The sequence below is a fragment of the Thermomonospora cellulosilytica genome (assembly GCF_014138835.1).
Taxonomy (GTDB): domain Bacteria; phylum Actinomycetota; class Actinomycetes; order Streptosporangiales; family Streptosporangiaceae; genus Thermomonospora; species Thermomonospora amylolytica.
Genome location: NZ_JACJII010000001.1, coordinates 3911526 through 3927736, shown reverse-complemented (window position 1 = coordinate 3927736; position 16211 = coordinate 3911526). Strand labels below are relative to the sequence as shown.

At 72.3% G+C, this 16211-nt stretch carries 17 protein-coding genes; 8 read left to right on the top strand and 9 right to left on the bottom strand.

What is annotated here, in order from left to right:
* Positions 1-92 precede the first annotated feature (92 nt).
* Positions 93-377 carry a hypothetical protein gene (locus HNR21_RS18440; protein WP_119731014.1) on the top strand — a complete coding sequence of 95 codons (285 nt, stop codon included), beginning with the start codon at positions 93-95 and terminating at the stop codon, positions 375-377.
* A 187-nt stretch (positions 378-564) separates the two neighbouring features.
* On the opposite strand, the gene HNR21_RS18435 is transcribed toward HNR21_RS18440, so the two are convergent.
* From HNR21_RS18435 to HNR21_RS18410, 6 genes are all read right to left on the bottom strand, one after another.
* Positions 565-966, bottom strand: a complete 402-nt coding sequence (locus tag HNR21_RS18435; RefSeq protein WP_182706156.1) for a PPOX class F420-dependent oxidoreductase — start codon at positions 964-966, stop codon at positions 565-567.
* A gap of 40 nt (positions 967-1006) precedes the next feature.
* Positions 1007-1714, bottom strand: a complete 708-nt coding sequence (locus HNR21_RS18430; protein ID WP_246442237.1) for an MBL fold metallo-hydrolase — start codon at positions 1712-1714, stop codon at positions 1007-1009.
* Between the two features lie 416 nt (positions 1715-2130).
* Positions 2131-3597, bottom strand: coding sequence for a SulP family inorganic anion transporter (locus tag HNR21_RS18425; RefSeq protein WP_182706154.1), 1467 nt, complete (start codon positions 3595-3597; stop codon positions 2131-2133).
* 14 nt (positions 3598-3611) lie between these two features.
* Positions 3612-4205 (bottom strand): carbonic anhydrase, encoded by a 594-nt coding sequence (locus HNR21_RS18420; RefSeq protein WP_182706153.1) that lies wholly within the window; start codon positions 4203-4205, stop codon positions 3612-3614.
* 139 nt (positions 4206-4344) lie between these two features.
* Positions 4345-4719 (bottom strand): hypothetical protein, encoded by a 375-nt coding sequence (locus tag HNR21_RS18415; protein WP_182706152.1) that lies wholly within the window; start codon positions 4717-4719, stop codon positions 4345-4347.
* 422 nt (positions 4720-5141) lie between these two features.
* Positions 5142-5744, bottom strand: coding sequence for a CGNR zinc finger domain-containing protein (locus tag HNR21_RS18410; RefSeq protein ID WP_182706151.1), 603 nt, complete (start codon positions 5742-5744; stop codon positions 5142-5144).
* 21 nt (positions 5745-5765) lie between these two features.
* On the opposite strand from HNR21_RS18410, the gene HNR21_RS18405 reads away from it, so the two are divergent.
* Positions 5766-6218 (top strand): VOC family protein, encoded by a 453-nt coding sequence (locus HNR21_RS18405; protein WP_182706150.1) that lies wholly within the window; start codon positions 5766-5768, stop codon positions 6216-6218.
* Between the two features lie 101 nt (positions 6219-6319).
* Entirely contained in the window at positions 6320-7285 is a 966-nt protein-coding gene (locus HNR21_RS18400; protein WP_182706149.1) for an SEC-C metal-binding domain-containing protein, read from the top strand.
* A 192-nt stretch (positions 7286-7477) separates the two neighbouring features.
* Here HNR21_RS18400 and HNR21_RS18395 read toward each other — a convergent pair whose 3' ends face one another.
* Positions 7478-8041 carry an SUKH-4 family immunity protein gene (locus HNR21_RS18395; RefSeq protein WP_182706148.1) on the bottom strand — a complete coding sequence of 188 codons (564 nt, stop codon included), beginning with the start codon at positions 8039-8041 and terminating at the stop codon, positions 7478-7480.
* Positions 8038-8475 (bottom strand): ATP-binding protein, encoded by a 438-nt coding sequence (locus HNR21_RS18390; protein WP_182706147.1) that lies wholly within the window; start codon positions 8473-8475, stop codon positions 8038-8040. The genes HNR21_RS18395 and HNR21_RS18390 overlap by 4 nt, the downstream gene beginning before the upstream one ends.
* 511 nt (positions 8476-8986) lie before the next feature.
* On the opposite strand from HNR21_RS18390, the gene HNR21_RS18385 reads away from it, so the two are divergent.
* Together HNR21_RS18385 and HNR21_RS18380 are read left to right on the top strand one after the other, a co-directional pair.
* Positions 8987-9865 (top strand): helix-turn-helix domain-containing protein, encoded by an 879-nt coding sequence (locus tag HNR21_RS18385; RefSeq protein WP_182706146.1) that lies wholly within the window; start codon positions 8987-8989, stop codon positions 9863-9865.
* Complete coding sequence (locus tag HNR21_RS18380; RefSeq protein ID WP_182706145.1) at positions 9862-10062, top strand: DUF397 domain-containing protein; 201 nt, start codon at positions 9862-9864, stop codon at positions 10060-10062. Before HNR21_RS18385 ends, HNR21_RS18380 begins: the two co-directional genes overlap by 4 nt.
* Before the next feature lie 89 nt (positions 10063-10151).
* On the opposite strand, the gene HNR21_RS18375 is transcribed toward HNR21_RS18380, so the two are convergent.
* On the bottom strand, positions 10152-10670 hold the full coding sequence (locus HNR21_RS18375) for a hypothetical protein (protein ID WP_182706144.1): 519 nt from the start codon (positions 10668-10670) through the stop codon (positions 10152-10154).
* A 155-nt stretch (positions 10671-10825) separates the two neighbouring features.
* On the opposite strand from HNR21_RS18375, the gene HNR21_RS34740 reads away from it, so the two are divergent.
* The 3 genes from HNR21_RS34740 to HNR21_RS18360 all read left to right on the top strand — a co-directional run bounded on the left by HNR21_RS34740 (position 10826) and on the right by HNR21_RS18360 (position 16172).
* Positions 10826-12613, top strand: coding sequence for a serine/threonine-protein kinase (locus tag HNR21_RS34740; protein ID WP_312881092.1), 1788 nt, complete (start codon positions 10826-10828; stop codon positions 12611-12613).
* A gap of 153 nt (positions 12614-12766) precedes the next feature.
* On the top strand, positions 12767-14572 hold the full coding sequence (locus HNR21_RS36050) for a PD-(D/E)XK nuclease family protein (protein ID WP_182706143.1): 1806 nt from the start codon (positions 12767-12769) through the stop codon (positions 14570-14572).
* Between the two features lie 229 nt (positions 14573-14801).
* The gene (locus tag HNR21_RS18360; protein WP_220500205.1) at positions 14802-16172 is read left to right on the top strand and encodes an alpha/beta hydrolase domain-containing protein; all 1371 of its coding nucleotides are present in this window, start codon (positions 14802-14804) and stop codon (positions 16170-16172) included.
* Positions 16173-16211 lie beyond the last annotated feature (39 nt).

Genomic DNA, 16211 nt, shown 5'->3' with positions numbered 1-16211 from the left:
TCCCGACAAATCCGCAAAATACGGTGCACCGTGCGGTGACGGGCCGCTAGAGTTCCTCGACCTCTGTCACGACAACACCCCCTGGAAGAAACATGAACCTCGACTTCTCCGCCGACCCCACGTTCTCCTGGTACGTGGTGCTGCTGGCGCTTTCCAGCATCGTGATGCTCGCCCTGGGCGCCATCGGCGGCGGGATGAGCGTCGGTGAGCGGATCCTCAACGTCCTCTTCGGCGTCGGTTTCCTCGGGTACGCCGTATACCTCGGATTCATCTTCGAGGGCGGCGAGTACACGCTGTTCTTCTACGCGTTCATCCTGCCGGTGCTGATGGTCGGCAAGTTCGTCAAGACCCTGGTGGCCGGCCGCCAGCCCGCCTGACGCCCCGCCGGAAAGGACGGCGTCCAGGATCCTGTCCTGCGACGCCGTCCCGGGTGAACGGGCCCATGGGCCGAATGGCGGATTGCGGACGACCTCACCCCCGGAACGCACCGCCCGGTCCGGCCGCCGCCCGGAATCCGTGATGAATTCGCAGACGGCCGCGACCGGTCCCGGAATGGGCGGCGGATCAGGTGACGTCGCGGATGTTGGGGCCCGGGCCGTCGATGTTCCAGGCGACGATGCGGCGGGGGTGGATGCGCAGGACGTCCTTGGTGAAGCCCTCGAGCAACGGCCGTTCGACGGTCAGGAGTTCGCCACGGCCGCGGATCTCGATGCCCCGGCCGGTCTGGCCGCCGGGGCCCACCGGGTGGTCCGCCATGTCGTCGACCACGAACGAGATCCGCGGGTCGGCCCGGACGTTCCGGTACATCCGCCCGCCGGACAGGCCCGGGCCGCCGATCTCGATCACGTCGGCGCGGGTCCAGAAGGCCACCGGCTTGACCTGCGGCCATCCGGTGGGGCCGAGAGTGGCGAGCCGGCCCAGGGGCTGCTCGGTCAGGTACGCGCGTTCCGCTTCGGTGAACACCATGACCGCAGCCTGCAACCTCGATCATGGTCGAGGTCAACGGTCAGGACGGCAGCTTCTCGGCGGTCGCCCGCAGGAAGCCGGCGGCGTCCGCGGTGACCGGCTCCCCGTGGCCGAAGCAGGCGACCTCCACGTCCAGTTCCGCCAGGCGGCGGAACGAGGCGGCGGCCCGGGCGGTGTCGGTGTTGAAGACGCCCAGCATGACCGGGGCCCGCGGGTCGCGGGACTGCGGATCGCGGGCCACGAGGTCGCCGGTGAACAGCACCCGCGGCCCCGGCAGGTAGAGCGCGATGCTGCCCTCGGTGTGCCCCGGCACCGACACCACACGGGCCCCGCCGCCGAAGTCGACGACGTCCCCGTCCTCCACCTCGCGGTCGACGTTCACCGGGGCCGGGCGGCCCGGCGCGATCTGCGCGTTGGCCTGCTCGAAGATGGGCCGTTCCCAGTCGGCCAGGACGGGCGGCGCCTCCTCGGCGTCGCCCCTGATGACGGGCGCGTCGGCGCGATGGGCCAGAACGGTGACGTCCCCCCATCCGGCGATCTCGGCCGCCCCGCCGACATGGTCGACATGACTGTGCGTGAGGACCAGCCGCCGCACGTCGGAAGTGCGGCACCCCAGTGCGCCGATCGCCTCGGCGACGAACGGCGCGGACCCGGCGGCCCCGCTGTCGATCACGGTCAGCCCGTCCGGGTCGCGCCACACATAGACGTGCCCGACGGGAAACCGAAGAAAATGCAGGTCAGAAGTCAACGAAACGAGTTCCACACCCCCGAAGCTATAAGCGCCCTCTCCCCCGCTCCATACCTGTCCGCCCACAGCGATTCCGCCCATAGCGCAAACCCCGCCTTTCGGCATACGGATTCCACCCGACACCCCGCGGATGCGCCTCTTCTGGGATCTGCGTCCACCCTCCGTCGAGCACTTCTCGAACCTGTCGTTCCACATCACCATCGCCCGGGAACACGGCGGCCCGCGCGGTCCCGCCGTGCCGCAGCACGTTGGTCGGCGACTCCTGGAGAATGCGGTGGCCGGTCAGGTCGACCGCGGCGGACAGCGACGCGGAGACGTTCGACGTGGAACCGCGACCGCCACCGTCAGGCCAGGGGCCTGACGGTGGCGGCGAAGCCCTGTGTCGGGGCGGTACGGCCGTACCCCCGACACAGGGGTCAGGTGGCGGTGCCCACGATCGCCACGGCGGGGGGCGCCTCCCCGTCCCGGGCGTTGTGGCGGTCCGCCCAGTTGGTCAGGGCGATGCGGCAGGCGTGGTCGAGGTGCCGCAGGCCGGTCAGGTCGAGCTCGATGTGGCGGTCGCGCGGGAGCGCCTCCAGGGCGTCGAGCATCTTCGGCAGGCGCAGGAACGTGGCGTTCCCGGTGAGGGTCACCCGGATCGGGCCGTCGCCCTCGTCGTCGACCTTGACGCTGACGTGGGAGGTCTCCCAGGCGGTCTTCAGCACCGCCAGCAGCAGGCCCAGCAGGACGCCCTCGAACAGGTTGAGGGCGACCACGGCGATCGCCGTGCAGGCCAGGATGATCGCCTCGCCCCGGTGCTCGCGCCACAGCGGCGCCAGCCGGCCGAGCGGGACCAGCTTCCAGCCCGTGTGGACCAGCACGCCCGACAGCGCGGCCAGCGGGATGATCCCCAGCGCGGCCGGGAACAGCGCCGCGAACAGCAGCAGCCACACGCCGTGCAGCACCCGGGACGCCTTGGTGCGCGCGCCCGCGCTGACGTTGGCGGAGCTGCGGACGATGACGGCGGTCATCGGCAGCGCCCCGAGCGCGCCGCACACGGTGTTGCCCGCGCCCTGGGCCATCAGCTCCTTGTCGTAGTCGGTGCGCGGGCCGTCGTGCATGCGGTCCACCGCGGCGGCGCTGAACAGGCTCTCCGCCGAGGAGATCAGCGCGAACGCCAGCACGGTGCCGATCACGCCGATCTCGGCGAGCCGGGCCAGGTCCTCGGCGCCGGGCGGCCGGATCGCCGCCAGCAGCCCGTTGACCTCCAGCCGGGCCACCGGCAGGTCGAACACCGCGACCACGGCGGTGGCCAGGGCGACCGCCGCCAGCGGAGCGGGCACGACCCGCACCCGCGCGGGCAGGCGCGGCCAGGCCGCCAGCACCGCGATGGTGCCGACGCCGACGGCCAGCGCGGTGAGCGTGGCGGCCGACCCGAACCCCTCCGCGGCCAGGGCGGGCAGCCCGGCGAGCTTGCCCAGCCCCGAGCCGGGGGCGGTGACGTCGGCCATCGCGTACAGCTGCCCGGCGATGATGGTCAGGCCGATCCCGGCGAGCATGCCCTCCACGACGGCCACCGTGATCGCCCGGAACCAGCGGCCCAGCCGCAGCGCCCCGAGCAGGATCTGCAGCAGCCCGGCGGCCAGCACCAGCACGCCCAGGGTGGATATGCCGTGCTGCTGCACCGCGTCGTACACCAGCACGGTCAGGCCCGCGGCGGGCCCGCTGACCTGCAGGCTGCTGCCCGGCAGCAGGCCGGTGACCAGGCCCCCGACGATGCCGGTGACCAGGCCCAGCTCGGCCGGGACGCCGGAGGCGACGGCGATGCCCACGCACAGCGGCAGGGCGACCAGGAACACGACGAGCGAGGCGGCCAGATCGCGCCGCCAGGTCTGCGCGGTCATGACGCGTCCCCCGTTCACAGCGGCAGGAACAGGTCGTCGCCGGGCCGGTGGGCGAACACCAGGCCGGTGTGCACCTGGTAGAACCAGCCGTGCAGGGTGATCCGCCCGTCGTCCAGCCGCCGCCGGATCACCGGATAGCCGCGCAGCCGTTCCAGCTGGGCCAGCACGTGCTCGCGGACCGCGTGGTCGAGGTCGCGTTCGGACGGGCGTTCGGAGCGGACCGGCTCGGCGGCCTGGGCGAGCCAGCCGCTCATGGCCGGGACGGCGGTCAGGTCGTCGCCGCGGGCCAGCGCGGCGACGGCGGCGCACTGGGAGTGCCCGCACACCACGATGTCCGTGACGCCGAGGACCTCGACGGCGAACTCGATGGTGGCCGCCTCGCCGGTGGGCCGGTCCAGGCTGTAGCGGGGCACGATCTGGCCGGCGGTGCGCAGCTCGAACAGCTGGCCGGGCCGGGCGCCGGTGATCAGGGACGGGACGACGCGCGAGTCGGAGCAGGTGACGAAGAGCGCCTCGGGCTGCTGGCCGTCGGCCAGCGGGGCCAGCGACTCGCCGGCCGCGGCCACCCGGGCGGGGAAGGAACGGGCGTGTTCGATGAACGTGTGCATGCGGGGATTCCTCCAAGGGCGCCGCACATGCGTGGGCGGCACGTCGATGGAGCGGACATGAGGTGAGGTGGGGAACGCGCACGCGTGCCCCGCGCCCGGACGCTCCACGGCGTCGGGCCAGGGTGCGCGCGGCGGGCGTTCAGCAGCGCAGCACCTGTATCCGGGCGAGCCTCTCCCCGGTATCCGGCGGACCCGACCACCACGATCGGCCGCCGAACCCGTACAGCCGCAGTGTCCGGGCCGCCCGCCACTGGGCGATCCGGTGCCATGCCCTGCGTTCGTTGCGCGTTGCGGCCGGAGCCCTGTGGGCCTCCTCGGTGTCCCGGACGCGGGAGATCACGATCGCCCGTTTGAGCTTCTCGGACTCCTCGCGCTCGGTCGGCAGGGGGTCGGTGGACACGGCGGACCCGCCCCGGCGCTCGCCGTCGTCCCACGACGCGGCCACCGGCACCGCCGGCAGGCACATGCACAGGCAGAGCAGCCAGCAGAGCACTCTCACGGCGTCGCCGCGCATCCTGCCGTGCATATCACCGCCCGTCCCGCCTCCACCCGTCCGTTCCAGATGAACGCCAGGTGACGCACAATGAACGACACAGCACTTCCCGCGGAGTAAGGAAGCGCGACATCAAACGGTCAGAACCAAATATAACCATGTCGTGATTCACCGCCGCACCACCGCGAGGTTGTGAGTGTTGCAACAGCTCGCCGTGGAACCGGGCCGAATCACCGCAATTTCCCCTAAACCGAACGACGTGATTCGCACGTGCGGCGATCACCGCCGGCCGGATGACGGAGAAACCAGAGGCCCGCTGACAAAAGGCCAAAGAATATCGACGTCAACAATACGCCGCAGCCACTTGACAAGTGGCCCCCGTCGATGTCTCGAGGCGTTCTCGTCCGGGTGAGACGTCCTGCGGCGTTCGGCTCCTATGGACGTCAGCGTCCTGCGGAGTTGCGGGTGCGGTGGGCCCGGACCTTGTGACGGTTGCCGCAGTGCTCCATCGAGCACCAGCGGCGGCGGCCGGGACGCGAGGTGTCGACGTAGACGAGGTGGCAGTCCTCGGCCGAGCACGTACGGATGCGGTCGGCGAACGGGCCGGTGAACAGGTCGATGGCGTCGCGCGCCACGGTCGACAGCAGATGCGCGCCCGTGGCGCCGGCGGCCCAGTGGCGCGTTCCGTCCGGTCCGAGCACGGGGACCAGCGGCGGGCGGGCCGCGGCCTCGTTGACGGCGGCCAGATCCTCGTGAGCCGGGGCCTCGCCCCGGGTACGGGCGAGGACGGCCCGCCACAGGGCGTCGCGCAGCCGCCGGGCGTCCGCCACCTCGGCCTCGGCGATCTCCAGGGCGGGCGTCGGGGTCACCCGGGAACGCTCCGCCCATTCGGCGAGGTCGGCGGGCGCGTACAGCACCTCGTACCGCGAGAACGGGCCGGGCCCGCCGGTGGGCAGCAGTTCCAGGCACAGCGCGCCGGGGTCGAAGCGGTAGGCGGCCCCGGTGTGCGAGCGCAGCACCAGCCCCTGGCTTGCCGATGCGTCCATGTAACCAATATAACTGGTTACATGGCTCTGAACTGGAAACTGGTCGTCGACACCCGGAACGCCCCGGTGCTGGCGGACTTCTGGGCCGCCGCCCTGGGCTACGAGCCCGAGGACCAGACCGCCTTCATCGACCGCCTGCTGGCCGACGGTCACCTCACCGAGGACGCCGTGACCGAGCACGACGGCCGCCGCCTCTTCCGCGGCCTGGCCGCCATCCGGCACCCCGACGACCCCTTCGACCCGGCCACCGGGATCGGCCTGGGCCGCCGCATCCTCTTCCAGGACGTCCCCGAGCCCAAGACCGTCAAGAACCGCCTGCACATCGACGTCCACGCCGCCCCGGGCACCACCGACGACCTGGCCTCCCGCCTGGAGTCCCTCGGCGCCACCCGGGTCCGCGAGGTCGACCAGGGCCCGGCCGGCCGCTGGTGGGTCATGCAGGACCCCGAAGGCAACGAGTTCTGCGTCGCCTGACGCCCCATGGCGAGCACGGAGGGGACGTCGTCACCGGCGCCCGGCCTGGTTCATGCCGGATCGGAACGTCGCGCGGCGCGCAGGCCCCTACGATCTGGAGCATGGTCGGATCCTCTTCCACAGACGAGCAGCGCGCGCGGGCTCGGGAGTACGCCGAGAGCCTGGAACGTGACGCCGAGCGCTACTCGGAGGAGCGCGGGGAGATCCTGCTGGAGGCCGCCGGGCAGTGGGGGCTGGCGGGGGATCACGAACGGGCGCTGCGGATCTACGACGACCTGATGGCCACCGCGGAGCCGGAGGACGTCCAGTACGCCGCCGTCAGCAGGGTGGAGACGCTGGCGCGGCTCGGCCGGGAGGAGGAGGCCGAGGCGGGGATCGAGCGGCTGCGGGACGCGCGCGTGCTGCCGGGACCGGCGAGCATCATGGCGGAGTACCTGGAGTCCCGGGGGCGGCTGGAAGAGGCCCTGGACTGGTTCGACACGGCCTGCCGGGATCTGGGCGGAGACCTCGACCTCGACCCGGGCGAGCTGATGGGCCGTCCCGAACTGCAGGGCCGGGCGCGTGTGCGCAAGGCCCTCGGGCTGGCGCCCGACGATCTCGACCGGCGCACCGGTACGGCCCATGCCGAACTGATGGAGCTGCTCAGCGGCAGGCCCCGCCGGCGCAGGCGGACGGTCCCCGCGGACGAGCGGCCGAACGTGGACTCGTTCTTCGTGCGTTCCGATGTGCGGCGCGCGTTCGCCGAGGGTCTGGTGCAGGCCGACGACCTGCCGTCCGACGACGTGGACGCCTACCTGCGCCGGGTGGAGCTGGGGTGGCGCGCCGCCGTCGAGCAGACCGGCATCCCCACCTGGCGGGTGCTGCCGGTCACCGTCGACGACCTGCTGTCCTACGCCCGGGAGCAGGGCCGCGACCCCGGGGACCAGCAGGTCCGCGCGGACCATCTGGAGGCCCGGATCGCCGAGGGCGCGGCCACCGTCTCCTGGCCGCCGGGCCGCAACGACCCCTGCTGGTGCGGCTCGGGCCGCAAGTACAAGAAGTGCTGCGGCACCCCCGGCACCGGCTGAGCCCTCTCCCCCTCCACTGAACCGGCCGCGAACGCGGGCCGGTGATCCGTTCATGGAGCCGGACCGCGCAACGGTGACCGCGCCGCTCGCTGTGCGGCCTCGGGGCACGTGTTGAAAGGCCCACCGACGCCCCGGCCGTGATCGCCCGTTGAAACGGTCGGCTGCGTCCGATGCCGCTCGACGCCCCCAGGGTCAGGGGGCGGGCCGCTGGGTGTGGTGGGCGATAAGGGTCTGGGTGGGGAGGTCGGGCCACTGGGTCGTGGCGCCGGTGCGGCGGTCGATGACGAGAACCGGGTGGGAGAGGCTGGGCGGGATTGGCCGGGGGCGGGTGATGTAGGCGGTGGGGGTCTCCTCCACGGAGATCAGGGGCGGGGTCTTCAGGTGCCTGGTGTACCAGGCCTCGGCTCGGCGCCAGGCTTCGGCCCGGTCGACGGCGGTGGAGCGGCGGCCGTAGGCGGTGAGGGCGTCGGTGATGGCGCGTACGGTGCGGCAGTCCTGCGTGCCACAGCCGCCGCAGGACGCGGGGGTACGGGGGTCGGGGGTGTGGCGGTGGACGCACAGCACCGTGGTCAGGGCGGCGGACAGGGTCAGGGCCAGGGCGCGGGCCTCGGCGAGGAAGGCGCGGGTGTGGGCGTCCAGGTCGGCGGGGGCCGCGTCGAGGAGGGCGGTGATGGCGGTCTGGTCGGCGCGCATCGCGCAGGCCATGGCCGACATGATCTGCGCGGCGGTCTGGTGGTGCAGGTCGCGGGGGGTCATGCGGCCTCGCAGGGACCGGCGGGAACGAAGACGGCGGTGACGGTGCGGCCGGCCCGGTCGCCGGACCACGTCCAGTGGGAGGCGCAGGCCGACACGGTGTGCAGGCCGCGGCCGGACTCGGCGAGGGGACCGGCCTCGGTGATCGACGGCTCGGTGGGGCCGCCCTGGTCGGTGACCGCGACGGCGACCAGGGCGCCGTGGCGGCGGATCTCGACGGTGAAGCGCCCGCCGGGCCGCCCGGAACGCGTGTGCCGCAGCGCGTTGCCGGCCAGTTCGGCGACCACCAGCAGGACGTCGTCCAGGAACGGGCAGTCCGGCAGCAGGGCCGCGGCGAACCGGCGGGCCGCCGCGGCCTGGTCGGCCTCGCCGGGGAACGTGCGCCGCCAGCGCTGCGCGGCGGCGGGGTCCGCCGCGAGGAGCGTTGCCAGGGACATGGAACACCTCGGGTTCGGTGATGACGGATCATGCTCGGCCGGTACCGGGCCACCGTCATGGTCACAGTCCGTACCCCTCCGGAAACACGAAACCGCGGCGGAAAAGCCCTCCGGACGCGGATTGGCACGCGCCCCCGCCGGGCTCCTCCGCGAAGGGATCCCACCCCACGTGCGCACGCGAACCGAACACCCCCTCCGGCATCGCGCGAACCGAGGCGACGACGCTGCCGACCGCACCCGGGAACGCGTTGACCGGTACGTTTGCCACGACCAGGTGGTCATGACGCGCCGTGGAGCGACATGCGCGGCGGAAAGGCCCCCGCCCGCCGCGATCCCGCGCCGCGTGCGCACGCCGGACGAACGTTCGGACACGGAGAGTTCCGAATCACCACGGACGGTGGCCCGATCCGGCCATCCGCTTGCTCCCGGATCACGACCGCACGAGGCTCACCGTGTACGCACGGTAGTCACACGGGCGGCGATGGTGATCACCCCCGATCGGAGGTCAACGATGGCCAGTCCTTTCGTCCGCCGCAGGCGGCTGGGGATGGAGCTGCGCGCCATCCGGGAGGAGCGCGGCCTGACCGCCGACCAGCTCGCCAGGCGCATCCACTACTCCCGGATGCAGGTCAGCAGGCTGGAGAACGGGCAGGTCCGCCCGGACATCGCCGAACTCATCAAGATCCTCAAAGTGCTCGACGTGACCGGCGAGCGGCGGGCCGCCCTCATCGAGATCGCCTGCGACGGCGCCGAACGCGGCTGGTGGGACAGGCTCGGCAACGCGATGGGCGCTCGGCAGCGCCTCTACGCCAACATCGAGTCCGGAGCCGCCACCATCCGCGAATACAACCAGACCGCCATGCCAGGCATCTTCCAGACCCCGGAGTTCATTGAGGCCCTGATCGAGCTGACCAGGGCCGAGGGCGCTCTGGATTTTCAACCCCAGAAGATGATGGAGGGCAGACTGGAGCGCCAACGAGCCATACTCCGCCCCGGCGGACCCATGTACGAGGTCGTTCTAGACGAGATCGTCATCCGGCGTCTCACCGTACCGCCCAAGGTCATGGCCGCTCAGCTCCGCCACATGGTCACCATGCTGGACGAGCATCCCTCGCTCAGCGTCCGTGTCCTCCCCGTCGACGCCCGCCTCAACGGCACGCTGCTACCGAGGGCCACGTTCACGCTCTACACCTTTCCCGACCCCGCCGACCCGCCGCTTGCAGTAGTGGACACGATCAGCACGGACCACGTTCACATCGAGCCGCGCGAAGTGCAGAGGTATGCACGAAGATATGAGCATCTGAGTCAGGCGGCGCTCACTCCAGAGGACAGCAAGGTCGCCCTGATCGAGGCCGCCGACAGGGCCACCGACCAGACAGGATGCTCATGACCGCGCAGTACACCCCCTGGCGCACTCCCTGGCGCAAGTCACGCCACAGCGAACCCAACGGCACCTGCGTCGAACTGGCTCGCAGCAACCGGGGCACCATCGGCGTCCGCGACTCCAAAGCCGGAGACGGCAGTCCCGTCCTGGAGTTCTCCCCCGCCGGCTGGGCCGCGTTCGTCCACGGCATCCGGCGGGGCTGACGAAGGCGGAACGCACGGCGGGCCCGGCGTCACGGCCGCCGGGTAGGGGCGGGCTCGTCGTGCGGTGGCCTCGTTCGGTCGGTGTTCTGTCAGTCGGAGACGCCGATGTGGAGGAGGGCGCCCCAGTCGTCGGTGATCAGCAGGAGGTCGTTCCAGGCCAGGTCGTAGGCATAGGAGAGGGCGTCGGGCGTCCTGCCGTAGGCGTCGCCGTGGGAGTCGAACTCGTGGGCCTGGCGGATGGAGCCGAGGTGGGCTTCCAGGGTGTCAGCCAGGGCGTCGGTCCGGGAGATCGCCTGTTCGATCTCCTCGGCGGTGAGCGTGATCTCGCTTTCCTCCGGGCCGAAGCCGGGGCGGGTCGGCATGTAGGAGCGGATCAGCTCGTGCAGCCGACGCCTCCACGGATGCCCGACCAGGGGTGCCGATCGCGGGCGGAGACGGAGTTTCGCCGCCTTGTAGAGCGCGGTGGCCAGCGCCTCCGGCCTGCGGGGCGTCCGGCCGAGGTCGGCGACGCCGAGAACGTAGATCGACACGCCGTGGTCGTCTCCGGTGAGCAGTTCCTCCAGGGGACGCGCGGCCGCGGTGAGGGCGGAGACGACCGGGTGCTGCATTCTCACCATTCTGGTGCGGCGCTCCGGGCTGGACGTCGCCTTTTACCGATCGGACTGGAACGTGTTGATTGCGTTCACATGAGCGGGTGTGGTTGGCTGTCGGTCGGCGTCGGCGGGGGCGGCGCGCCCGTGGTCGTGCTCTTCCAGGGGGAACCGTGGCCGTCCAGCCCCTCACCTCACGTGACCCTGACCGGATCGGCGGATACGAGCTGAAGGGGCGGCTCGGCGCGGGCGGGCAGGGCGTGGTCTATCTGGGCGAGACCGCCGAAGGGCGGCGGGTGGCGGTGAAGCTGCTGCACGATCGGGCCCGGGTGGACGCGTTCCGCAAGGAGGTCGCGGCGGCGCGGCGGGTGTCGGCGTTCTGCACCGCGCGGGTGCTGGACGACGGGGAGGACGAGGGGACTCCGTTCGTCGTCAGCGAGTACATCGACGGCCCGTCACTGCGGGAGGTCGTCGAGGGCGGCGGGACGCTCGCGGGGACCGCGCTCTACCGGCTGGCGGTGGGGAGCGCGACGGCGCTGGCGGCGATCCACCAGGCGGGGATCGTGCACCGCGACTTCAAGCCCGGCAACGTCCTGCTCGGCCCGGACGGGCCACGGGTGATCGACTTCGGCATCGCGCGGGCGCTGGACGCCACCGTCACCGCCACCAGCACGGTGCTGGGCACCCCGTCGTACATGGCCCCCGAACAGCTCGCCGGCGACGTGGTCGGCCCGCCCGCCGACGTGTTCGCCTGGGGGGCCACGATCGCGTACGCGGCGAACGGGCGGCCCCCGTACGGCCAGGACACCATCCCCGCAGTGATGCACCGCATCATGACCGGCCGCCCCGACCTCGGCGCCCTCGACGGCCCGCTGCGCGACCTGATCACCCGCTGCCTGGCCCGCGATCCCGCCGAACGCCCCGACAGCCGCGAGATCCTGCTCCGCCTGCTCGACCACACCGAGGGCCCCATCGCCGCCGTCGAGGCCCTCGAACAGGGCCGCACCCTGGCCACCGCCGACGACACCGCCCTCGCCGACGCCCGCACCGCCCGCTGGACCACCCTCCGCCTCGACCGTCCCCCGGCCCCGTCCGGCCGTTCCCGCCGATCTCTCCTCATCACCATCACCGCCGCGGCGGCCGCCCTCCTCTTCACCACGGCCACGGCCCTCGCCCTCACCCAGGACCAGACCGGCGAACGCGGCCGCACCTTCTTCTGGGCCCAGCCGGATGAGCAGATATCCCGAACCGAGGAATCCCGCTCCGCACTGGGACCCGGCAGGGCGAGCACCCCGCAGGCGAGATCCGAACCGCGCACACCGGCCGGCATCGCCGCCACCATCGAACGGGCGATGTCCGCCCGTGGCACGGCGGCGTTCTCCGCCGAGGGGCTGCTCTCGCAGAGCCTCGATGCCTTCAAGGCCACCGGCAGGTTCGAGTACAAGCCCGGAGCGGCGACCGACTACGACATGACGGTGCACAACCCCAATGGCGACCTGTACGGGGCCGAACCGATGCGGGTGCTTCTCGTCGGCGATCTCGGATATCTGCCGGGACGCGGTGAGGGAATCCCGCTGGCCCCCGCAGATGCTCCTCAGGACGATGTCCATCTCGACCTGGCCGTGGAAGCCCGTCTGGTGAGTTCGCCGTACAACGTCGTCGCGCTGATGGAGAACGCCGCGAATCTCAAGCGAACCAGTGATGCCGGAACCCACACCTATCAGGCCGACGCCTCGCCCATTCGGCTCGCCTCCAGCGGCCCGGTCGCCCCGTTCTACCGGTTCTTCGCCGACAGCAGGGTGGAGATGGCCTTCACCCTGACCGTCACTCATGACCATCTGCCCATGCGACTCGATATCGAGGTGCGCGCACCCGTCGGTCAAGGAGACGTCATAGGCGCGAGCTATTGGGCCACCTACCGTGACTGGGGCCGCAGCGGCACCATCGTCAAGCCGTACTAGACACCTGAACGGGCCCCCGCACCGTGCCCGTCCTCAGTCATCGAACAAGACCCTGATGAGCTGGGGAAACGGGGAAGTTTGCGAAAAGCTCGGTGAATTGCGTTCACGTGTGTTCTACTGGGGGCTCCGTCACGTTGGACAGCTGGGAGTGCCATGGACCGGTGGGCCGCGCATCCGGGGCTGCGGGGGAACGCCGAGGTGTTGCGGGTCTCGGCGAGCATGCTGGACCGTACCGAGCGGGACTGTGCGGACTTCGCGGCGGCGAAGGCGCGGACGGGGCTGTGGCCGCGGGTGCACGAGCGGCGGCGGTACGCGCCCTGGGAGGACTTCCCGCTGGGGCTGGTGCAGCGGGCGCTGGACGCGGTGGAGTTCGACGGGGCCGATCCGGACGAGGCCGTCGACGAGGTCATCGCGCAGAACCGTTCGCCGGTGCATCCCGGGGCGGCGGTGTGGGTGCGGTACGCGTGCCGGGCGTTCCTGCAGGCGGCCGAGTGGATCGCCGACGAACTGGAGGCCGAGGGCGTCGAGCTGGTCCCGGAACGGCTGCCGCGGGTGGTGCAGTCGGCGTCCGGGACGGCGTCGGCGGTCGAGCTGCGGATGCTCACCGCGTGGGGTCGCTGGTACGGGTCGCGGGACGGCACGGTGCGGGAGTTCCGGCGGCTGCGGTTGAGCCGGACCCGTCAGGCGGCGGCTCCCTCCGACCAGGCGATCGCGTTCGTGGCGGCGGCCGGGCGGCGGGCGGTCGGGAACCTGTACCGGGACGCGCCGGTCGAGGTGACCGACGACGAGGACGCCCCCACCCGGATCCGGGTCGTCGAGGTCGCCCTGGTGGCGGACGTGCGGCCGCAGGTGCTGGTGGACGCCGCGCCCGACGAGGTCAGGCGCCGCTACCAGGAGGAGGTCCGGCCGCTGGCGCAGGCCGTCACCGTGGGCGGCGCGCACCGCCCCGGCTCGGACTGCGCCGAGTGCAAGCTGCGGGCGTCCTGCGAGGACCTTCCGAACGTTCCGGGGCTGCTGGGCCTGAACGACCGGGGCACGCACCGGCGGACCTGGTCGGTCACCACCGGCCGCCACTACGTGGTCTGCCCGGCCCGCGCCCACCTGCGCGACCTGCGGCTGCCGCCGGAGACGCTGCTGAACGAGGGTTCGTCGGTACGCCGCGGCGTGGTCGTCCACCACTGGCTGGAGGCCGCCCACGGCCGGGGCCGCCCGTGCTCCCCCGACGACCTGCCCGACCCCGGCTCCGGGGACATGGGGCCGGCGGCCGGGCTGATGTCGCCGGAGGAGTACGCGGAGGCCCGGCCGTACCTGCTGGCGCATCTGGCGGTGTGCCCGCTGGCGGGTCCCGGCCGGGTCACCGACGTGGCCGCCGAGCCGACCGTCGCCGTCTTCGACCCGGACGCCGACGTGCTGGTGGTCGCGCATCCCGACCTGCTGCGGCGGGTGGACGGGCGGCTGGTGTACCGCGAGCAGAAGACCACCGTCCGCGAGCTGCCCGCCGGCACGCCCGCCGAGCTGTTCGAGCAGATCCCCCAGCTCGCCCTGGCCGCCCTGCTGATCGCGCACGGCGTCTTCGGCGAGCCGGCCGGAACGGTGGAGCTGGAGGTCATGACCCCGCAGACCGCGGAGGTCCGCACGTTCGCCGCCGAGGACCCCGAGGTGCTCCGGGCCGCCCGCCGCCAGATCACCGAGATGGTGCGCCCCTGGCACCGCGACACCGAGTTCCCCGCCACCCCGGGCCCGTGGTGCGAACGCTGCCCCACCGCCCGCTGGTGCCCCGCCCCGCGCACCCCCGCCCCCCTGCGGGACGACTCCCCCATCGAGGTCGACGGCGTCCTCATCGACCCCCGCACCGGCGAGATCCTCGGCTCCCCCGGCGTCCTGACCCCCCGCGCCGCCGCCGTCTCCGCCTCCCTCGACTCCCCCGACCCCGACCCCGACGACGACCCCCCGTTCTGACCGCCCGGCACCGGTGAGAACGGCGATCACGTCCGCGATGACGCCGGAGGAACCGGTTCCGTCGCGCCCGGCGACCGGACGTTCATGCGTTCGCCGCCGTGCGCGGGTCACGGCACGGCGGGCCGGAGGCGGGTGATTTCACCGATTCCGGTGGGCGGAAAGTGGGTGATCCTTGCGGCGTGCCGTGCCCGTGGCGCCGTTCGGGGCGGCGGCTGGAGGGAGTCACCTGATGAGTCGATTGACCAGAACGTTGTCAGCGGTCGTGGTGGTGGCCGCCGGGCTGGTCGCCGTGCCGGTCCCGGCGGCCGGGGCCGATCCGGTGCCGGTCGACGTTCCCGCCGTGCAGGGGCCCGTTCCCGGGACGGTTCCGGGTGATCCCAAGGCCCCGGAGGTGGACGGCACCTATCCGTGGATGGCGACCGACGTCGACCTGGCCAAGGCCGGATACGTGGAGCAGGAGTTCTACGTGTCCGGCAAGGCGGACGGTTACAGCACGGCGGGGGCGCGGGTCGGCGAGGACGTGCCGTACCGGACCCGGATCATCGTCCGGCGGCCCGCCAACCCGGCCAGGTTCAACGGCACGGTGCTCGCCGAATGGCAGAACGTGACCGCGGGGTACGACCTCGACGCGCTGTGGAGCCCCGAGCAGATCATGCGCGAGGGCTATGCCTGGGTCGGGATCTCCGCGCAGCGCGTCGGCGTCAACCATCTGCGGACCTGGAGCCCCGCCCGGTACGGGGAGTTGGACGTGACGGGCGGCGGCCAGTTCAACGCCGACGAGCTGTCGTACGACATCTACGCGCAGGCCGCCAAGGCGCTGCGCAGCCCCTCCGGCGTCCGGCCGCTCGGGCCGCTCAAGGTCCGCACCCTGCTGGCGATCGGCGCCTCGCAGTCGGCGGGGCGGATGACCGTCTACTACGACCAGGTGCTGCCGCAGACCGAGGCGGTCTTCGACGGGTTCGCCAACCTCGTCGGCACCGCGCCCTCACGGAAGGGTTCCGAGCCGGTCTTCCACGTCCTGTCGGAGACCGACGTCCGCACCCCGGCCCGCCGCGCCGACGACGACCGGTACCGCCGCTGGGACGTGGCCGGGACCGCGCACTCGGGCTGGAACGGCCAGCAGTACCGCAAGTCGATCCTGGACCGCGACCTCGGCGCCGCCCCCACCTACGACTGCGATCAACCGCCGTTCAGCCGGGTTCCGCTGCACCACGTGATCACCGCGGCGTACGGGCATCTGACCAGGTGGATCCACCGCGGCGTGCAGCCGCCGACCGCGCCGCCGCTGGAGTTCAACGCCGACGGCACCAAGGCGCGCGACGAGCACGGCCTGGCCCGCGGCGGCATCCGCCTCTCCCAGGTCGAGGTCCCCACGGCCCTCAACACCGGGGACAACTCCGGTGAGACGTTCTGCAGGCTGTTCGGCACCCACGTGCCGTTCGACGAGGTCAAGCTCGACGCCCTCTACCCCTCGCACGGCCGGTACGTGAAGGCGGTCGCCGAGTCCGACGCCCGCAACGTCCGCAGCGGCTACCTGCTGCCCGGCGACGCCCGCCAGAACCTCCTGGACGCCGCCCGCTCCGACATAGGCAAGAACTAGCCCCCGCTCTGCGGCAAGCCCCGCGCACACGGAACCCCT

Bases quoted from the DNA above. Each gene is read 5' to 3' on its own strand.
- HNR21_RS18435 (WP_182706156.1), bottom strand. From the start codon at position 966: ATGGTGTTCACCGAAGCGGAACGCGCGTACCTGACCGAGCAGCCCCTG.
- HNR21_RS36050 (WP_182706143.1), top strand. From the start codon at position 12,767: ATGGACCGGTGGGCCGCGCATCCGGGGCTGCGGGGGAACGCCGAGGTG.
- HNR21_RS18410 (WP_182706151.1), bottom strand. From the start codon at position 5,744: ATGGACGCATCGGCAAGCCAGGGGCTGGTGCTGCGCTCGCACACCGGG.
- HNR21_RS18405 (WP_182706150.1), top strand. From the start codon at position 5,766: ATGGCTCTGAACTGGAAACTGGTCGTCGACACCCGGAACGCCCCGGTG.
- HNR21_RS18390 (WP_182706147.1), bottom strand. From the start codon at position 8,475: ATGTCCCTGGCAACGCTCCTCGCGGCGGACCCCGCCGCCGCGCAGCGC.
- HNR21_RS18415 (WP_182706152.1), bottom strand. From the start codon at position 4,719: ATGCGCGGCGACGCCGTGAGAGTGCTCTGCTGGCTGCTCTGCCTGTGC.
- HNR21_RS18375 (WP_182706144.1), bottom strand. From the start codon at position 10,670: ATGCAGCACCCGGTCGTCTCCGCCCTCACCGCGGCCGCGCGTCCCCTG.
- HNR21_RS18420 (WP_182706153.1), bottom strand. From the start codon at position 4,205: ATGCACACGTTCATCGAACACGCCCGTTCCTTCCCCGCCCGGGTGGCC.
- HNR21_RS18385 (WP_182706146.1), top strand. From the start codon at position 8,987: ATGGCCAGTCCTTTCGTCCGCCGCAGGCGGCTGGGGATGGAGCTGCGC.
- HNR21_RS18440 (WP_119731014.1), top strand. From the start codon at position 93: ATGAACCTCGACTTCTCCGCCGACCCCACGTTCTCCTGGTACGTGGTG.
- HNR21_RS18395 (WP_182706148.1), bottom strand. From the start codon at position 8,041: ATGACCCCCCGCGACCTGCACCACCAGACCGCCGCGCAGATCATGTCG.
- HNR21_RS18400 (WP_182706149.1), top strand. From the start codon at position 6,320: ATGGTCGGATCCTCTTCCACAGACGAGCAGCGCGCGCGGGCTCGGGAG.
- HNR21_RS18380 (WP_182706145.1), top strand. From the start codon at position 9,862: ATGACCGCGCAGTACACCCCCTGGCGCACTCCCTGGCGCAAGTCACGC.
- HNR21_RS18425 (WP_182706154.1), bottom strand. From the start codon at position 3,597: ATGACCGCGCAGACCTGGCGGCGCGATCTGGCCGCCTCGCTCGTCGTG.
- HNR21_RS18360 (WP_220500205.1), top strand. From the start codon at position 14,802: ATGAGTCGATTGACCAGAACGTTGTCAGCGGTCGTGGTGGTGGCCGCC.